Origin of the sequence: Kocuria sp. (assembly GCF_030536815.1) — a bacterium.
Taxonomy (GTDB): domain Bacteria; phylum Actinomycetota; class Actinomycetes; order Actinomycetales; family Micrococcaceae; genus Kocuria; species Kocuria gwangalliensis.
Map to the genome: position 1 here is coordinate 3985 of NZ_JAUNPE010000039.1, position 14952 is coordinate 18936.

General features: G+C 63.6%; 19 protein-coding genes and 1 tRNA gene. 7 read left to right on the forward strand and 13 right to left on the reverse strand.

The annotated features are described in order from the left end of the window. Positions 1–144: 144 nt before the first annotated feature. A complete protein-coding gene (locus Q4E95_RS05580) occupies positions 145–972 on the forward strand; it encodes an arylamine N-acetyltransferase (protein ID WP_303382374.1) in 828 nt (275 codons plus the stop codon). A gap of 206 nt (positions 973–1178) precedes the next feature. Further along, positions 1179–2582, forward strand: coding sequence for a hypothetical protein (locus Q4E95_RS05585; RefSeq protein WP_303382375.1), 1404 nt, complete (start codon positions 1179–1181; stop codon positions 2580–2582). Positions 2583–2628: 46 nt separating this feature from the next. On the opposite strand, the gene Q4E95_RS05590 is transcribed toward Q4E95_RS05585, so the two are convergent. The 3 genes from Q4E95_RS05590 to Q4E95_RS05600 form a co-directional block, all read right to left on the reverse strand. Further along, entirely contained in the window at positions 2629–3336 is a 708-nt protein-coding gene (locus Q4E95_RS05590) for a DUF899 family protein (RefSeq protein ID WP_303382376.1), read from the reverse strand. A 56-nt stretch (positions 3337–3392) separates the two neighbouring features. Then, on the reverse strand, positions 3393–3890 hold the full coding sequence (locus tag Q4E95_RS05595; protein ID WP_303382377.1) for a GNAT family N-acetyltransferase: 498 nt from the start codon (positions 3888–3890) through the stop codon (positions 3393–3395). A gap of 100 nt (positions 3891–3990) precedes the next feature. After that, a complete protein-coding gene (locus Q4E95_RS05600) occupies positions 3991–4761 on the reverse strand; it encodes a hypothetical protein (protein ID WP_303382378.1) in 771 nt (256 codons plus the stop codon). 200 nt (positions 4762–4961) lie between these two features. On the opposite strand from Q4E95_RS05600, the gene Q4E95_RS05605 reads away from it, so the two are divergent. Continuing rightward, complete coding sequence (locus Q4E95_RS05605) at positions 4962–5531, forward strand: TetR/AcrR family transcriptional regulator (protein WP_303382379.1); 570 nt, start codon at positions 4962–4964, stop codon at positions 5529–5531. 20 nt (positions 5532–5551) lie between these two features. Here the strand turns inward: Q4E95_RS05605 and Q4E95_RS05610 are convergent, their stop codons facing one another. The 6 genes from Q4E95_RS05610 to Q4E95_RS05635 all read right to left on the reverse strand — a co-directional run bounded on the left by Q4E95_RS05610 (position 5552) and on the right by Q4E95_RS05635 (position 9446). Then, positions 5552–6178, reverse strand: coding sequence for a DinB family protein (locus tag Q4E95_RS05610; RefSeq protein ID WP_303382380.1), 627 nt, complete (start codon positions 6176–6178; stop codon positions 5552–5554). Between the two features lie 140 nt (positions 6179–6318). Next, a complete protein-coding gene (locus Q4E95_RS05615) occupies positions 6319–6453 on the reverse strand; it encodes a hypothetical protein (RefSeq protein WP_303382381.1) in 135 nt (44 codons plus the stop codon). Between the two features lie 906 nt (positions 6454–7359). After that, positions 7360–7446 (reverse strand) — tRNA-Leu (locus Q4E95_RS05620). Between the two features lie 103 nt (positions 7447–7549). Then, on the reverse strand, positions 7550–8392 hold the full coding sequence (locus Q4E95_RS05625; RefSeq protein WP_303382382.1) for a metal-dependent hydrolase: 843 nt from the start codon (positions 8390–8392) through the stop codon (positions 7550–7552). Between the two features lie 96 nt (positions 8393–8488). Beyond that, positions 8489–8809 carry a hypothetical protein gene (locus Q4E95_RS05630; RefSeq protein WP_303382383.1) on the reverse strand — a complete coding sequence of 107 codons (321 nt, stop codon included), beginning with the start codon at positions 8807–8809 and terminating at the stop codon, positions 8489–8491. 7 nt (positions 8810–8816) lie between these two features. Beyond that, on the reverse strand, positions 8817–9446 hold the full coding sequence (locus Q4E95_RS05635) for a YdcF family protein (RefSeq protein ID WP_303382384.1): 630 nt from the start codon (positions 9444–9446) through the stop codon (positions 8817–8819). 106 nt (positions 9447–9552) lie between these two features. Here Q4E95_RS05635 and Q4E95_RS05640 point away from each other — a divergent pair, with 106 nt between their 5' ends. Next, positions 9553–10029, forward strand: coding sequence for a thioesterase family protein (locus Q4E95_RS05640; protein ID WP_303382385.1), 477 nt, complete (start codon positions 9553–9555; stop codon positions 10027–10029). Positions 10030–10072: 43 nt separating this feature from the next. Here Q4E95_RS05640 and Q4E95_RS05645 read toward each other — a convergent pair whose 3' ends face one another. The 3 genes from Q4E95_RS05645 to Q4E95_RS05655 form a co-directional block, all read right to left on the reverse strand. Then, on the reverse strand, positions 10073–10627 hold the full coding sequence (locus tag Q4E95_RS05645) for a DUF2617 family protein (protein WP_303382386.1): 555 nt from the start codon (positions 10625–10627) through the stop codon (positions 10073–10075). Positions 10628–10792: 165 nt separating this feature from the next. Next, positions 10793–11749 (reverse strand): aldo/keto reductase family oxidoreductase, encoded by a 957-nt coding sequence (locus tag Q4E95_RS05650; RefSeq protein WP_303382387.1) that lies wholly within the window; start codon positions 11747–11749, stop codon positions 10793–10795. After that, positions 11746–12402 carry a tetratricopeptide repeat protein gene (locus tag Q4E95_RS05655; protein WP_303382388.1) on the reverse strand — a complete coding sequence of 219 codons (657 nt, stop codon included), beginning with the start codon at positions 12400–12402 and terminating at the stop codon, positions 11746–11748. The genes Q4E95_RS05650 and Q4E95_RS05655 overlap by 4 nt, the downstream gene beginning before the upstream one ends. 106 nt (positions 12403–12508) lie before the next feature. Between Q4E95_RS05655 and Q4E95_RS05660 the strand changes: the two genes are divergently transcribed. Together Q4E95_RS05660 and Q4E95_RS05665 are read left to right on the forward strand one after the other, a co-directional pair. After that, complete coding sequence (locus tag Q4E95_RS05660) at positions 12509–12952, forward strand: YsnF/AvaK domain-containing protein (RefSeq protein WP_303382389.1); 444 nt, start codon at positions 12509–12511, stop codon at positions 12950–12952. 131 nt (positions 12953–13083) lie between these two features. Continuing rightward, positions 13084–13653 carry a histidine phosphatase family protein gene (locus Q4E95_RS05665; protein WP_303382390.1) on the forward strand — a complete coding sequence of 190 codons (570 nt, stop codon included), beginning with the start codon at positions 13084–13086 and terminating at the stop codon, positions 13651–13653. Between the two features lie 51 nt (positions 13654–13704). Here Q4E95_RS05665 and Q4E95_RS05670 read toward each other — a convergent pair whose 3' ends face one another. Next, on the reverse strand, positions 13705–14547 hold the full coding sequence (locus Q4E95_RS05670) for a formate/nitrite transporter family protein (RefSeq protein WP_303382391.1): 843 nt from the start codon (positions 14545–14547) through the stop codon (positions 13705–13707). A gap of 219 nt (positions 14548–14766) precedes the next feature. On the opposite strand from Q4E95_RS05670, the gene Q4E95_RS05675 reads away from it, so the two are divergent. Next, on the forward strand, positions 14767–14952 hold a 186-nt coding region (locus Q4E95_RS05675; RefSeq protein ID WP_303382392.1), incomplete at its 3' end, for a hypothetical protein.

The window sequence follows — 14952 nt, forward strand, 5'->3', positions numbered from 1 at the left end:
CTGAGAACCGTGCAGACTGATGCACGGTAAAGCCATTGGTGACCAAGGGATGCATCCTAATCGACGGTAAAACCCAAGAGAACGGTGATTCTGGACGTAGCGTCGACGAAATTGCACTGCGGACGATTCAACGAGGAGAGCGTGATGGCAGAAGGCACCGCGGCGGTTTCTGAATGGCGGGTCGGTGAGTTCGACGTAGCCGGTTACCTACGCGCCGTGGGTGTCGAACCTGGACCTCCACATCTTGACCTACTCGAACGGCTGCACCGCGCGCACGTGTTCACATTTCCCTTCAGCAACGTGGAAGTTCTGCTGGGCGATCACCCGGGCGTGAAGCCGGCGACCGTCCACGCCCAACTGGTGGAGCGGCGTCGTGGGGGCTACTGCTTCGAGCATTCCCAGCTGTTCGCTGCGGCGCTGGAAACGCTGGGGTTCCGCGTTCGGCGCGCCCTCGGGCGTGTACGCGGCTTGGACAGTCCGCGCACTCACATGACGGTGCTCGTGGACGTCGACGGCGCTCGCTACCTGTGCGATCCCGGGTTCGGGTTCAGCGTGACCGGTCCGATTTCCTTGGTCGAAGGTGCCGAGCGAACCGAGGGGGAGCGCGTGTTCTCGGTCGGGCGCATCGACGACGCAGGCTGGCCACTGTGGGCGTTCCGGCGCGGGGGCGAGTTGGAACACGTGCTGGACGAATCCACCGTGCACCCGGCGGACGTCGAGATGGGCCACACCAGGACATCGACGGACCCGACATCGGTGTTCCTGAATCACCTGATGGTCATGAAGCACACCCCGGAGGGGCACGTGACGGTGACCGAATCCGGAATGACCGTTCGAGCGCTCGGTGAACCCACGGTGCGGACGTCGCTCGAGCCGAGCCACGTGGTGCACAAGGTCCGTGAGGTGGGAGTGGTACTCAGCGATCGGGAAGCGAATCGCCTCACCGAGATCGTGGAGCGGATGAGGGACTGAGACCTCGGCGGGCCGGCCACGACTGTCGCACTACCTTCTGAAGAGTTCTTCATATTCGCTCACTACTTTTCAGGAGCCCTCTGACCTGGCAAGATGTGTTCTTGGCCCGGCCTCATCCCCCTGATAATGCCTGGCCACCACGGTGTCCTCCCCCCGGCACACGTGGTCCGTCATAACTTCATACCCCCCTTAGAAAGCATCCCCCCATGCGCTTCTTACGCTCTTTTGTGCTGCCCACTGCAGCCCTGTCCTTGGGTCTGGTGGTCTCGCTGTCCCCCGCAGCGACCGCAGCTCCCACGTCTGCGCACATTGCGGAGGCTCCCGCGGTGCAGGTGGCCACGGCTACCCCACCGGCCACCACCCACTTCAAACCCTTCTCCGCCCACGGCATGAAGTCCAGTTATCACATCTACACGGACGGCATTGATCGCACCAAGCCCGTTGGTGTGTTGTTCTACTTCGGTGGTGACTACTGGAAAACCCAGGAAACCTGGGTCCACAACCCCGGTGGAAGCAACCTGAAGGCCATGGCTGCTGAGGCTCGCAAGAAGAACATGATCCTGGTGGTCCCGATCTCTCCCGACAAGAAGACCACCGGCGACGGCATCACCTGGTGGGAGGACATCGACAAGAACGGGCAGTACTTCCGCTCGCTCAAGGACTCCCTGGTCCGCAGCTACGGTTTGGACACCTCACGCGTGTGGTTGGCCGGTTACTCCGGCGGGGCCGAGTTCATCACGTACGAGGTTCTGGCCGATCGGCAGAACTGGATCCGCGGTGGTGGCGTCACGCTCATCGGTGGTGGTGGTGCGAATCCCATGCAAACGGCCCCCAACGCGGCTGTCCGCAGCTTACCCGTGACGTGGCACGCCGGATCCGCTGATGTGAAGGGCAACACCAACCCGCCCGAGTGGTCGGCCAAGGCGGCCGCGTCCCAGGGTCATAAGGTCTACAAGAACGCCGGATTCGGCCGCGCGGGCCTGCGGACCCTGCAGGGAGTCGATCATTACGGCTACAACCCGGCAGCCCTGATCGGTCATGATCTTCAAGCGTTGCCCAACGTGGGCGGCGCAACGGCCGTGGCACAGACCAGCTCCCTGCTGAAGGGCGGCATCAGAACGAGTTATCTGAGCACGGGTGGGGCGGCCAAGTACGGCCAGCCCACCTCGGCGGAACGATCCACCGGATTCCTCGGTGGCGTGTACCAAGGATTCACCCGCGGGTACACCTACTACTGGAGCCCGCAGACCCCGGCTGCTCCCGTGAAGTGGGGCGGGGCCATCGGCACCTCGTACAAGAAAGCCGGTTATGAACGCGCGTGGGGATACCCCGCGCATGCCGAACGTTCCCTGGCGGGAGGCGCCTATCAGGACTTTCGCCGCGGCGGGGTCGTCAACCGCGCACTGTGGTCGCCGAAGACCGGTGCTCGGGTTGTGAAGCTGACCGGAGGCATCGGCTCCGCTTGGCGCGCCGCCGGCCACGAACACAATTGGGGTTACCCGGTGACCAATGAATATGCGGTGGCTCAGGGTGTTCAGCAGAAGTTCTCCAATGGACGCGTGGCCACATGGAATCGCAGCACCGGCCGGGTGACCGTGACACGCGGTTGATCTGACCTGGTCAGACATTGCGGTGTTCTGGGAGGACAGCCACGCCCTAACCATAGGTAGGGTATTGAGGCCAATCCTCAGGGCTGTTCTCCCAATCTTGCTGGCGTCCATACACGGTCCGGTCCATGATGTGTGCGGTGGGCAGGATGGCCTCGGTGCCGCGCGCCGTCGTCATGTACGTCAGGTACGGCACGCCGTCTTTGAGGAGGTAGTACGAATACCCGGGCAGCTGCCACTCCTCGCCCTGGTCGTTCGTGCGGGTCCAGCCCCAGTCGTAGTGGTAGCTGGTCTCGTGCGAGGAGACCCACAGGTGCGGCCAGCCGTTCCTTGTTCGCCAGGCCTCGAGCTTTTCAATGGGCGCCTGGGAGATCATGGCGAACGCGATCCCGTTCTCCGTCACCCGTCCCATGTTGGCAGGCAGGTTGTCCACGGCCCAGGTGCAACTGGGGCAGCCTTGCTCCCAGTCCGGGCCGAACATCACGTTTTGTACCAGCAGCAGGTAGTGCTCGCCGAACAGCTCGGTCAGCCTGATAGGGCCATCCGGGCCCTCGAACGCATAGTTCTCGACTTCCACCATGGGAAGCCGACGCCGCTCGGCCGAGACCCGGTCGTTATGTCGCGTCACTTCCTTCTCACGGGCTACTTGCTGGGCCAGCGCGGCGTCGAAAGCGTTTCGTCCGACAACCGGCGGTGCGGCGGCGGGCTGGTTCAGTTTGGGTGCGGAGGCAATGCGTTCCGGGTCGTTGCTGGTCATCACGGACCTTCGGGGCGGTTCTTGCGGTGCGTCTGTTGGGCCCATTCAACGCCTGATCACGAGGCCGCGGAAGAGGGCACCTCCCGCGTGTACCGGTCCAAGCCGTTTTCGCACCCGGTTGCGCGGAAGCCTCGCCGGGTCAGCACCCTCGCCGACGCCGCATTGTCCGGGTCAACGCGCGCGACCACGTTGTCCGAGTCGTACAGCGCGGGGATGGTCCCCAGGCCGGCGTCGACCATGGCGCCCGCGATTCCCTGCCCCCAGTGCTCCGGAGGTACCCAATAACCGATCTCCACACCGGGTTCTCGACGTGTGGAGACAAAGATGCCCACGGGCTGATCCTCGTGGAGGGCCACAAACCAGCGGGCTGCGCCCTCCTCATGCAAAGGAGCGTCCCGGAGCGCGTTGGTGGTTTTCTCCGCAATGGTGGCCTGGTCCCAGATGCTCCCGTCGCCCACGTATTTCGTGACCCGCGGGTCCGTGGCCATGTTTGCGAAAAACGGGACGTCGGTGGCGGCGAAGGGTTTGAGCCGTAGCGGGGGAGTGGGTGTCATGTGGTGGCTTTCGGCTCGGGAAGTCTTGTCCTGGGACATTTGCCGCGGCTGCGTCCAGGGTCGCAGGGGCACAGTAGTGGGTTGAGTAACCGGTTACGTGCTACCGGGGTTCACCTCGGAGAACATCCACGTGTACGTGGTCTCGGTGGCGCAGGATGTCGTTGGCCGGTTCGGGAGCATCGTAGGTCTGCCAGTGTCCGCGGGAGCTGTGGGCGCTCCAGATCTTATCGTCGAAGATCACGTACTGGATGTCCAGATTATCGGCATGAGCGATCAGCCACTGGGCGAGAATCCACCCCTCGCGACGGTTCTCTTCGGTGATCGGGCGGAAGAAAATGTCGATGCCGCGACCGCTGTAATGCGTGGACTCGGCCCCGTGGCCCTGGCTGACGCCTCCGGGGGCGAACCCACCCAGCGGTTGATTGCCGAAGACCGCGGTCATCTCCTCAAGCGCGTGCTGGGCGCGCGGTGTCAGGCCGGTGGGCGTGAGTTCTTGCTCGGGTAGGTCGTCCGCGGCGGTACCTTCGCAGCGAAGGCTTGGACCGGCGTCGTCGGGCGGGCCCTCTGCAAGTCGCTGGATGACCGCCGGGTCGATTCCGGAGATGTCAGGGGTCTGTGCTCCGCGAGCGGCCAACGCTACTGCCGTGGTGGCGAGCTTGACCTCATCACGGCTGAGGTTGCTGGTGCCGCCCGACGTCTCGACACTGCATTCCGGCCCCAGATACAGGTGGCCGTCGTCTATGCGGAAGTTCTTGGCGATGGCGGGTCCGAAAACGATGAGGACGCCGGTCAGGGCAAAGAGGATTAGCAGTGCGATCAGTGTCGTGCGCCGACGCGGGCGGTTGGCTGCCGCAGCGTTGCTTCCGCTCACTGTGGACCCTTCGGTGCTGCGGTCATGGAAACCCCCACGATACCGAAGCGGGCTCCTCACCCCGCCCGAGAAAGTCACCATCATGCACGAGGCGTTCGCCGCGCTCGAGCGTCATGACCTGGATGCCTGCATGAGTATGATGACGCCGGATTTCATCGTCAACGAACCCCAGTTTTCCGGCGATGTAAAACGATATTCGGGTGCCGAAAATAGTTCACCACGAAGAGCGTAAGGAACTGATCGCAGCTGCGCTGGCCCGCGTGGCTGCCCAGGCCGGAGTTACGGCCGGCATGGTGCAGCACTACTTCCCCAGCAAGGATTCCATAATGGAGTTCGCCATGGAGTCCTCCAGTGTGCGGTTCGGCGATCGTATGCAAGTGGCCATTTCCGAGCTGGGTGCGGAACCGGACCCGCAGAGCCTGGTCCGTGTGATTCTGTTATCCCTCCTTCCGGACAGCGAATCCAGCCTGTCTGATGCTCGAGTTGCCCTGACGTTCCTGTCCTATGCGGCGACCAGGCCGGCGGCGGCCCGGCGGTTGAGCGAGAGCAACAATCAGCTCAGGGGATACCTGGGTCAGATTCTTCGATCGGCTGTGGACTCGGGTGCCATGGTCGGTGACATCAACCCTGATGAGACTGCCACGGGGTTGCTCGCTCTCGCCGACGGTTTGGGCATCCATGTGCTCAGTAGTGCCCTCGACGCTGCGGCGGCGCAGGCTGCTCTTGATGCACAGTTGAACTCGGTATTTGGCGACTCCTGTCAGCCGTGACCCGGGTGGTTCCGCCGTGATTAGGCGGAGGAATTCCAGCGCCAGGGGATCCCGCGGGTTTCGGCTGTGCGCCCCGTGGCTGTGAGTAGGTCATGCCACGAGTCCTGCGTGCGGGTTGTGGTTGCGTGAGGGAAAATGCGATCCAGGGACTTGGATACGGGTCCTTCGGGGCCGCGGTAGTCCATGTCGTGTGCGGTCAAAATGTCGTGGGTGTGCAGGACCAGTTCGGTGATCCCCATGGCGGCCAGCGCAGTGCGATCCGGATCTCCGAACGGGTGCCACCCGATTCGATCCGCCGGTGCCGTCGCGATCACGGCAACGAGTAGGCCACCCACGTCGCCGAGACAATCGAGGATCGCCGGGGTGCCGCCTTCCTCTTCGGGCCAGAACGTCCCTTCGGTACGACCGGGTACCGGGGTAAACTCCATGAGCGGGGTGTATCCCTCGTGGCGATGAGCGCCTGACAGTAACATCGCATAGGAGCCCAGATCGTCCAGGATGTGCGCCACGGTCTCTCGGCACGTCCAGTCGAGACCAGCAGCTTGCGCTGCCCAGCCATCGTCGGGAATGCGTTTAACATGTTCACGTGCATCTTCCAAAGCAGTAACCAGGTCTTCATGGTTCGGTGTATTACCGTGTCCCGTCATATCTCCACGGTTCCAGGCGCGGGGATGGGTAGCAAGAGTGTTGGGCGGGTGGATGCAATCTGGAGTCTAGGGTCCTTGGCCTCTCCGGTTTCCCGCGAGCGACGACGCCCCGGCTGGCTCAGGCTCTCGGATTGGCCATCTCAGGGGGCCACGTTGAACGCCTCACTCACCTGAGCGACGTCGTCCCGCCATGTCTGGTGTACGTGCTCGGGGGAGTGGACCTCGACACCTGCGGCTTCGGCCTCCGCCGCGCCGAAGGAATGCAAACGTGCCAACAGCCGACCCCGCGGGCGGCATAATCCGGGTCGGCCGGGTCCATATGCCGGATGGGTTCTCCGCCATCGGACAGTGTCAGGCCCGGAGAACCGGGGAGGGGCGGATAGGCAATCAGCTCCGGAGTGCGAATCTGTCAGTCCGGAACCGCGACATTTTCCGAGCGAAGAATCGGAGCGACGAAATCGAAGTGCGGACTTCGGTGTCCATGCCCTTGGAAACGTCCGGACGGCGTGGGATCCGCAATACCCATTGATGTCCGGATTCGCCACTGGCCATGATGACGCGGTAGTCCTACCCGGCTTCGACTACGATGGCGCTGTCGGGGGATGGGCGTAGGCCATGTGAAGCGGCCAGGTCCAAGGCGTCATCGAGTGTGCTCATGCAACGGTTCTCCCACCTGCACTATGGACGATGCTCGGACCCACCGGTGCGAGGGAGCGCAGCCAGGTCGACGGCAACGCCATGGCTCTAGAACCGGGTGCAAAGTAATCAACGATAGAACCGGGGCCCGGGTGTTGGATGAAAACTGGTCGACGGTAAAGCCCTCGCGCGGGAGCCGGCTGCAGGCTGGTAGACGGTAAAGCCCTCACACGAGATCAACATGCAGAGTGATCGACGGTAGAGCCAGAATTCGACCAATGTTAGGTTCCACTGTCGATCAGAATGCAGTGGCAGGGGAGTCTGGGTCGTAACGTCAGTCACGAGGCTCCTGGGGGTTGTGCTCCACGGTGGGCCCCGAAGGCTCTGACATCTGTGGCGCGAGAACGCACTCTAAGTCGCCTAAAAGCGACGTACCTCGACCTCAGATGTCGCTGGCGGCTACCCTCGCAAGCATGTGCGGTGACGGACAACGAAAAACCGGCCGTCAACAAGGCATTTCGCCTTGTCAACAGCCGGTTTTGCTGTGGTGCGCGAGGGGGGAGTTGAACCCCCACGCCCTCTCGGGCACACGGACCTGAACCGTGCGCGTCTGCCTATTCCGCCACTCGCGCTTGTTGGTTCACGCAACTTTCGCCGGTGAACAACGTTGAGTAGCCTACCCGATGCGTGGGCCGTTTGGCGAATCGCTGTGAACGGCGACCCGCCACAACCGCATCAGCTCAAAGTCACCCCACTCCAGGCGGCTAAGGCGCAGGCTAAACCAACCACCGCGTACAGGCTGATGGGGGTCAGCACCGCGAGTTCCATGCCGGATCCGGCCTTGCCCAGAACGGGAAAGCGCACAAAGGATTTGCCTCGATAGAACGTGGACGGAACCGGCAGGCGAGTGCGCAACGGCCACAGCAAGTGAATGCCCTGGGTAGTGACCATGTCCCCGAGCATGTGAACAGCACAGCCCAGTGCGACGGCAATGACGAACCACCACGGATGGTCCGGGGGTTTGATCGCCACCACTACGCCAAGGCAGATGGCCACCAACCAGTTGGCGTGCGAGATCCGATCGGGAAGGAAGGCCAGGACCTTCACGGCGAAGGCGATCAGTAACACGGACAGCACGGCAGCAAGTGGCCACACCTGCCCGGGCAGGGCTTCAACAACGTTGGGAGCGGAACCATCACCACTCGACTGAGCCAGCCTCCGCAGCCCATCGCCCACGGGCAGTGCGGCGTTCTGCGACAACCATGCCAGCAGGGTGAACACGAGCAGTCCGATCACCGAATGCGTGCCTCGCCGGTGGCCCCCGGACAACCGAGCCACGATCCGAGACAGCCACCCAGAGAACGGCGGCAGGGAGCGCGCCACGGTCCCGCTGGGGTGATCGATGTCGGGCAACAGCGCCGCGCCGGCGCAGATCAATGCACCGGTCACCACGCCCGCGTCTCCCACGGGGAGCACGCCGAACCCAATGGGAACGGAAAAGTCGGCCAACTCCAGGGTGTAGTCACCGGTCAGCGCCACCCAGGCAGCAGCACCACACGCGGCATGGCTCGGGCCCATCACCGGGGCATCACGGTCAACACGAATTCTCCGATCGCGGGGTTATCACTCATGAAGCCCCACGTTAGAAACGTGTTCAGACACGCATAAGCGCAGTCACCAATTCGTGGGCAGCAGCTTCCAACCGGAGGAATCCACCTCCACCGCAACCCACGGGGCGTCGGTAGCAGGTGGCGTTGATCCGTGTGCGGATGTCTCCGTCAATGCCTCGTTCACGAGCGCCCGCGGCGCTACTACGGCAACGCATTCGCCGCGGTACTCGTCCGCGGTGCTTTCGACGGCTCCCACCAGGTCACCGGGCGTGCGCACGTCCGGAAACAGCACCTGGGCCACCCGAAAACGTGAGGTGGGCAGGGAATCGGCGGTGGCGGCGTCGGCGACGAAAATCATGGTCGCGGGGCACTGAAGATCACCCATGAGAACCTCACTCCAGCTCTTTCGGGTTGCCCGGCAGCTGTTGGTCGCAGCCGGGGGTGAGCCACGCTTTCACGTACCCAGCGCTTTGATACACATACTGGAGCACTGCGCGCAGCGGCGTGAACTCATAATCGGTTGCGACCATGCGCAACTCGCCGCCGTAGCACCGTTCCAGAATCATGCGCGCCCGCGGTACGTGCTGCTTGAACGTCACGACGGTGACTGTATCCCAGCCGCGTTCGGCGGCCAGGTCGCGCAGCTCGATAGCTTCACCCTGGGTGGTGGACGGGTTGGGCTCGAAACACATGACCTCGAAGTCGGCGCGCGGGGCGCAAAATTCCTTGTCCTCGTAGTACTGGACCATGGCGGGCGAGTCGCCAGGTTGCGCATCCGGGGTGGCGATCACCAGGACGGGAGCGATGCCACGTTCCATCAATTCCTGCGCCGTGGCCATGCGCTGGGTGTCCGGGGGGCCGAGCACGAGCAGAGCGTCGGACACGGCAGGTTCCTCGGTGCGGGGATGCTCCAGCACGGCCCAACACACGGCCAGCCACGCAACGAAGACCAGTACCAAGACCGCGGCCAGCCGCGCGGGCCAACGCCGTCGCTCGGTTGCGGCGGGCCCCTGAATCGCCACTCGAATACCTCCATCGCAACACGGACGCGGATATCATCTCATTCATCCCCGGCAGCCACGTGAGCTGCCGGCCGGGAGGAAAAATCCGCACGCGAGGAGCGTACACATGCGATCGAACGAGTACCTGGAACGCTCCGTCACGTGCGAGGTTCCGCTGCGCTGGGGTGACATGGACCCGTACGGCCATGTGAACAACGTAGAGGTCATGCGGGTACTCGAAGAAGCGCGCATCGCGGCCTTCGGCGTACCCGTGGGCACCGGCGAGCAGGTGGCGCCGGCCAAGATCCCGCTCTTCTCGGTTCTGCCGGAGGGCACGCAGGCGCTCATCGCCGAGCACCGCGTCAAGTATCTGCGCCCGCTGGCCTACCGCAACGTGCCCACGGAGGTCCGCGTTTGGGTCGTTTCGGCCAAGGCGGCCACGCTCGCTCTCGGATTCGAAATTGTCGACGCCGCCGACGGCGCTCCCTGCATTCGGGCCCAAACCCAGCTCGCGCTGTTCGTCCCGGAAACACAGACCGTGCTGCGCATCACCAAGGAGCAGCGAGAGCTACTGGAGCCGTACACGGCACCGTCCCCGTTCTGAGAACGCGCGACCACTCACGGCGTAGAGCTATGGGCGAGCCAAGCTACGCCGCGAGGCCCTGCGGCACGGCCGTGAGATGCAATTGCGCCCGGGTGCGGATCACACAGCCCGATTCGGGCAGGGTCCGCCAGGTCCACCACATGAGTGCGTTTTCCACGGGGTCGACATGACAGCACGCCGCGGTGATCGCGGTGGGCTCGTCAGCGTCTTGGACGCACACGGCCAACGGTGCGCTGTCCAGCCGATCACGCAACTGGGTCAACGTTTTGACCAGTCCGCGCTGCGAGTGGGAGGTCACCGTGCAACCCACTTCGAAATCGGTGGCGAAACCTGTGGGGTTGGGAAGGCGCCGGAGGACCGGAAGATCCGGGGCGGCGTCGTCGAAAAGGCCGATCGTCTCCACCCAATGATCGTTGCGGTGAGTGATGACCAGTTGGTGCTGGCCGGGGTTGACCCGCAACTCCACCGTGGTGTGTTCATCGACCGTCAACGACCGGGTCGCCGTGGCTTCCACCACGGGATGGTCGGTGCGGTAACTGAACTCGTTCGGGTTGCACACCACGTGTCCGGGCGTTCGGGTAAGCCAAGGTCGGTTCATGGATACTCTCCCTGTTAACCGTCGCAGCCCGCGACGGCTTCTTTACAAAAGAAAATAGTCATGTGGGCTGTCAGGGGCAAGCGTGTCTAGGTCACCGTTTGATGACGATCATTAGTGCCCTGGTCAAGCCCCCACTGCGGACGATACCCCTCGGTTCTGTGACGCTCATGGAAGCGCATGCCCGCGGGCGGCCGTCCACAGCTCGTACCAGTCCGAGTGGGTCATGTGCGCGGCGGCTTCCGGAGCCTGGGTGCACGCCCGGATTCGCTCCGGGTTCGTGGTGCCCACTACCGGGCGGATTGCGTACGGGTGGCGTAGCAGCCAGCCCACCACCACAGCCTCGCGGGAGACATTCATCCGTTCGGCCAAGCGTGTGACGACGCCGCTCGTGGCCTCCGCGGTCGGGTCACCTTCCGGGGCGCCACGGCCCGAGTAGATACCGTTCGCCATGGCACCCCACGCCTGAACCTCGATCTCGTCCGCGACGCAGTGGGTCAGCAAGCCCTCAGGGAAGTTGTACTCGGTGCCTTCGCTCTGATTACCCAGCACCTGGGTCTCCACGAAGTCACGGTGGGCCAGGCTCATTTGAATTTGGACCGCGGTCAACGGGGTGCTCAGGACCTGCTGGAAGGCCGCCACGTGGCGCAGGGTCATATTGGACAACCCCACAGAGTTGATCAACCCCTCGGAGCGCAGGTCATCCAGGGCCTGGGCTGCTTCTCCCAGGGTGGTCAAGGGATCCGGCCGGTGCAGGATCAGCCGTTCCACACTGTCCACGCCCAGGCGCTGCAACGACCCCTCGAGGCTTGCCCGGATGGTGTCACGGTCCAGGCGGTAGTGCACCGGGGAGCCCTCGGGCCCGGTGTTGCCCGGCAGGCGGATACCGCACTTGGTCTGCAACCGGATGCCCCGTCGCAATTCTGGGTCCTCGGCGAGGATGCGGCCGAACACCGCCTCGGACTTGCCAGCGGCGTAAATGTCCGCGTGGTCGAATAGTTCGAACCCGGCCCGGTGAGCTGCGCGCACTGCGGTGTGAGCGGCGTCGAACTGGGTGCTGGTGATCTCGGAACGATCCCACGGCCCACCCAGGGCCATGCAACCGAAAATCAGCGGAAAACTCATGACTCGGAACCCTTATGTTTGTGTTTGTGGTGGCGATGGGTGATCTGCTGGCGCAATCTGGCGGCCTGCCCGTAAGCGGCGGCGGATTCCTCCAGTTTGCCCAGGTCCTGATAGACGATGCCCAGCTCGGTGTAGCAATCCGATTGGTCGCGCTGGGAACCCGGTGTCTCCTGGTAGAAATCCAATGCCCGGTTGTACGCCGTCACAGCCTGCGCCCGGCGCTTGGTGGCGTTGTAGACGCGAGCGAGGTTCACGTAACACTCGGCCTGGTCCTGAGGATCGTGCGGGGCGTCCAAGTACTGCCCGAGGGCATCGAGTAAGTGGGATTCGGCCCGCGGGTAGTCCCGGTCCTCCACGAACAGGGACCCCACGATCAAGTGCGCGCGGCCCTTGGGTTTACTGCTGTCCGAAATCTGCCCGAAGTACTCCAGGCAGCGCTGGTACTCGGTGATGGCCTTGTCCCGCACATTCATGACCACGTACAGGTGGCCCAGATTGTAGTGGCACGCGGCGAGTTCACGCTGGGTCTGCCGGGTCTCCTTGAACAACTCGATGGCCTGCCGGTACGCGGTTTCGGCCTGCGAGAGCTCACCCCGGTCCTCGGCGTCCAGGGCGCGCGTGAAATATCCGTTGCCATCATCCGAATAGCTCATCAGCTCATCCTTTCGGGACCCACCCGGGTAGCTCCAAATGCTACACGGTAGGCCGGAACATAACCCGGCTGATAATCTCGGGAACACACTCTTTCAGGAGGTCAGGATGGCAGTACAGAACAGCGTTCCCGGACAGGACCCGCGTGATCCGCAGCGTGAAGAAATGCGCGATGACCGGGCCGCATCCGTGGTTCGTCATGAAGAGCGTCTGGTGATCAACCGGGAACGGCGCGAGACCGGCACGCTCCGGTTGCGCAAGTACGTGGTTGAAGAACCCGTCCGTCAGGAAGTGACCGTTGGCCATGACGAGCCGGACGTGGTGCGGACCCCCATTTCCGAGGAAGAACGCCAGGCTTTCCTGGACGGTCGCGACCTGCCCGTTGGCGACGACGAGTTGATCCTGTACCGCACGGAGGCCGTGGTCCAGACCGTGCGCGTCCCGTACCAGCGGGTCCGTCTTGTGGCTCAGCGCACCGAGCGCACCGAGGTCATCGAGGACACCCTCCGCAAGGAGCGCGTGGACATCGAGACGGATGACCGCCGCGCGTAAGCAGGTGTTCTCCTGAGTGGTCCGGGGCTCTCCGATGGTCGGAGACCCCGGACCTCACTTTGTCCTGGGCCCTTCCCACGTGTGGCGGGGGTGGAAAAGGACAAGCGGGTGACTACGGGTAGCGTTGAGCCGTGATTGATTCTTCGCTGTCCCTGATCCGCCACGGCCAGACCGACTGGAACTTCGCTCGCCGGCTGCAGGGCCGCACCGATATCCCCCTCAACGACACGGGGCGTCGACAGGCCCGTGACGTGGGCCGCGAGCTGGCGGCGTCGGGGGAGCACTGGGACGTGCTGGTTTCTTCGCCGCTGTCCCGCGCCCGAGAAACGGCGGAACTGATGGGTGCAGAAGTCGGTCTGAAACTTTCGCGCACGTATGACGATGTGATCGAACGCAGCTTTGGCGACATCGAGGGCCGCGACTGCAGTCACATGACCGAGGAAGATCGCCACGCGTTCATGGAACAACACGGTGAGCACACGGCGGACCTGGTGGCGCGCGGGGTGGCGTCGCTGCGGCAGATCATTGCCGACTATCCCGGGCAGAACGTGATGATCGTCAGCCACGGCTCGTTCATTCGCCTGACCGCGGGCCACATCCTGAACCGGAAGCTTCGCAGCCTGGAGAACGGGGAAGTGGTGACCGTGACGGCGGAGCAGGTGAGGGACGCGGCGTCGGCGCCGGGTGGTGCCGCGAAATAAGGGTGGCTATTCCGTGACATCGGCTGAACACGGGAGATACCAAGCCGCGGATCAGTGATGGGCGGGAACTTCCTTCGGCGCGGGCCGGAAGGCCCGCAGGAGCGCCAAGCCCGTAAAGACGAAACCGCCCACAAAGTTACCCAGCAGCACCGGTATCTGGTTCCAGAGCCACCAGTCGGCAATGCTCACGTCCGCGCCCATGAACATGCCCATGGGAATCATGAAGAAGTTGACCACGGCGTGCTCGAAACCCAGGCCGTAGAACACCATGATGGGCAACCAGATCGCGGCGATTTTCCCCACGGTGTCCTTTGATGTCAGACCCATGAAGACACCCAAACACACGAGCCAGTTGCACAGCACGGCCTTGACGAAAACGGTGCCGATCCCGGCAATTCCCATGGCCTGATACTCGAGGGTCTTGGCCTCCGCGGTCGCCGCGAACTGCTGGCCCAGCGGCCCCGGATCGGTGGTGCCGAATCCGTTGAGGGCAACACTGAAGAGGAACGCGAACGCGAGGGCGCCAATCATGTGGCCGAGGATCACCATGAGCGAATAGCGCAGCACGGCCGCCCACGTGGCGCGCTTCTCCATCGCGGCAATGGGCACCAGGGCAAAACCACCGGTCACGAGCTCCATGCCCATGAGGATCACAATGGTGATTCCCGCCGGGAACAACAGGGCACCCACCAGGGGCGAGTCGGTCTCCACCGCGGCGAGGACGGCGAATGACGTGGTGCATCCGAGTAACGCGCCACCGAGCACTCCCCGATGGACCAACTGCCCGGAGGACGTGGCCGCTTTGGCCTCGCCGGCGTCCACAGCCTGTTCGACTACACCTGCGGGTTTGATATTCGTCATGAGCTCGGCCTCTCGCGTTTGCTGGGCAGTCAACCCCGATATCTTATGAGTACGGACACCGTGAACGCGTGACGTTCACTCCCCGCTCAACCGGCGCAGTGGCTCTGGCGGGCGGGGAGCCCTAGGGTGGAAGCAGACTCGGCAACGTGGCCGATCGCGAGTCATGCCGTCAGCGACGGCAGGCACGTGTTCGCGTTCGTGGTTGCCGTGTGTTCATTTCATATCGACTGCGAGCAAAGGCGTGATGCAGACGTGACCCCTCCCGACACGACCGACACCCAGGTCATTCCACAAACGTGGAAGCGCCCCGAGTGGAGCGGTGACCAACAGTGGATCAACGAGTATTACCGTTCGGTTCCAGACGCGGACGTCGCTGCAGCCACCGAGGATCGGCTCACGTCCCTGGCCACGGCCCACTGGGAGGTAGGTAGGACCCGC

Coding starts and splice junctions, on each gene's coding strand:
- Q4E95_RS05580 (WP_303382374.1), top strand. CDS start 145: ATGGCAGAAGGCACCGCGGCGGTTTCTGAATGGCGGGTCGGTGAGTTC.
- Q4E95_RS05585 (WP_303382375.1), top strand. CDS start 1,179: ATGCGCTTCTTACGCTCTTTTGTGCTGCCCACTGCAGCCCTGTCCTTG.
- Q4E95_RS05590 (WP_303382376.1), bottom strand. CDS start 3,336: ATGACCAGCAACGACCCGGAACGCATTGCCTCCGCACCCAAACTGAAC.
- Q4E95_RS05595 (WP_303382377.1), bottom strand. CDS start 3,890: ATGACACCCACTCCCCCGCTACGGCTCAAACCCTTCGCCGCCACCGAC.
- Q4E95_RS05610 (WP_303382380.1), bottom strand. CDS start 6,178: ATGACGGGACACGGTAATACACCGAACCATGAAGACCTGGTTACTGCT.
- Q4E95_RS05625 (WP_303382382.1), bottom strand. CDS start 8,392: ATGGGCCCGAGCCATGCCGCGTGTGGTGCTGCTGCCTGGGTGGCGCTG.
- Q4E95_RS05630 (WP_303382383.1), bottom strand. CDS start 8,809: ATGGGTGATCTTCAGTGCCCCGCGACCATGATTTTCGTCGCCGACGCC.
- Q4E95_RS05640 (WP_303382385.1), top strand. CDS start 9,553: ATGCGATCGAACGAGTACCTGGAACGCTCCGTCACGTGCGAGGTTCCG.
- Q4E95_RS05645 (WP_303382386.1), bottom strand. CDS start 10,627: ATGAACCGACCTTGGCTTACCCGAACGCCCGGACACGTGGTGTGCAAC.
- Q4E95_RS05650 (WP_303382387.1), bottom strand. CDS start 11,749: ATGAGTTTTCCGCTGATTTTCGGTTGCATGGCCCTGGGTGGGCCGTGG.
- Q4E95_RS05655 (WP_303382388.1), bottom strand. CDS start 12,402: ATGAGCTATTCGGATGATGGCAACGGATATTTCACGCGCGCCCTGGAC.
- Q4E95_RS05660 (WP_303382389.1), top strand. CDS start 12,509: ATGGCAGTACAGAACAGCGTTCCCGGACAGGACCCGCGTGATCCGCAG.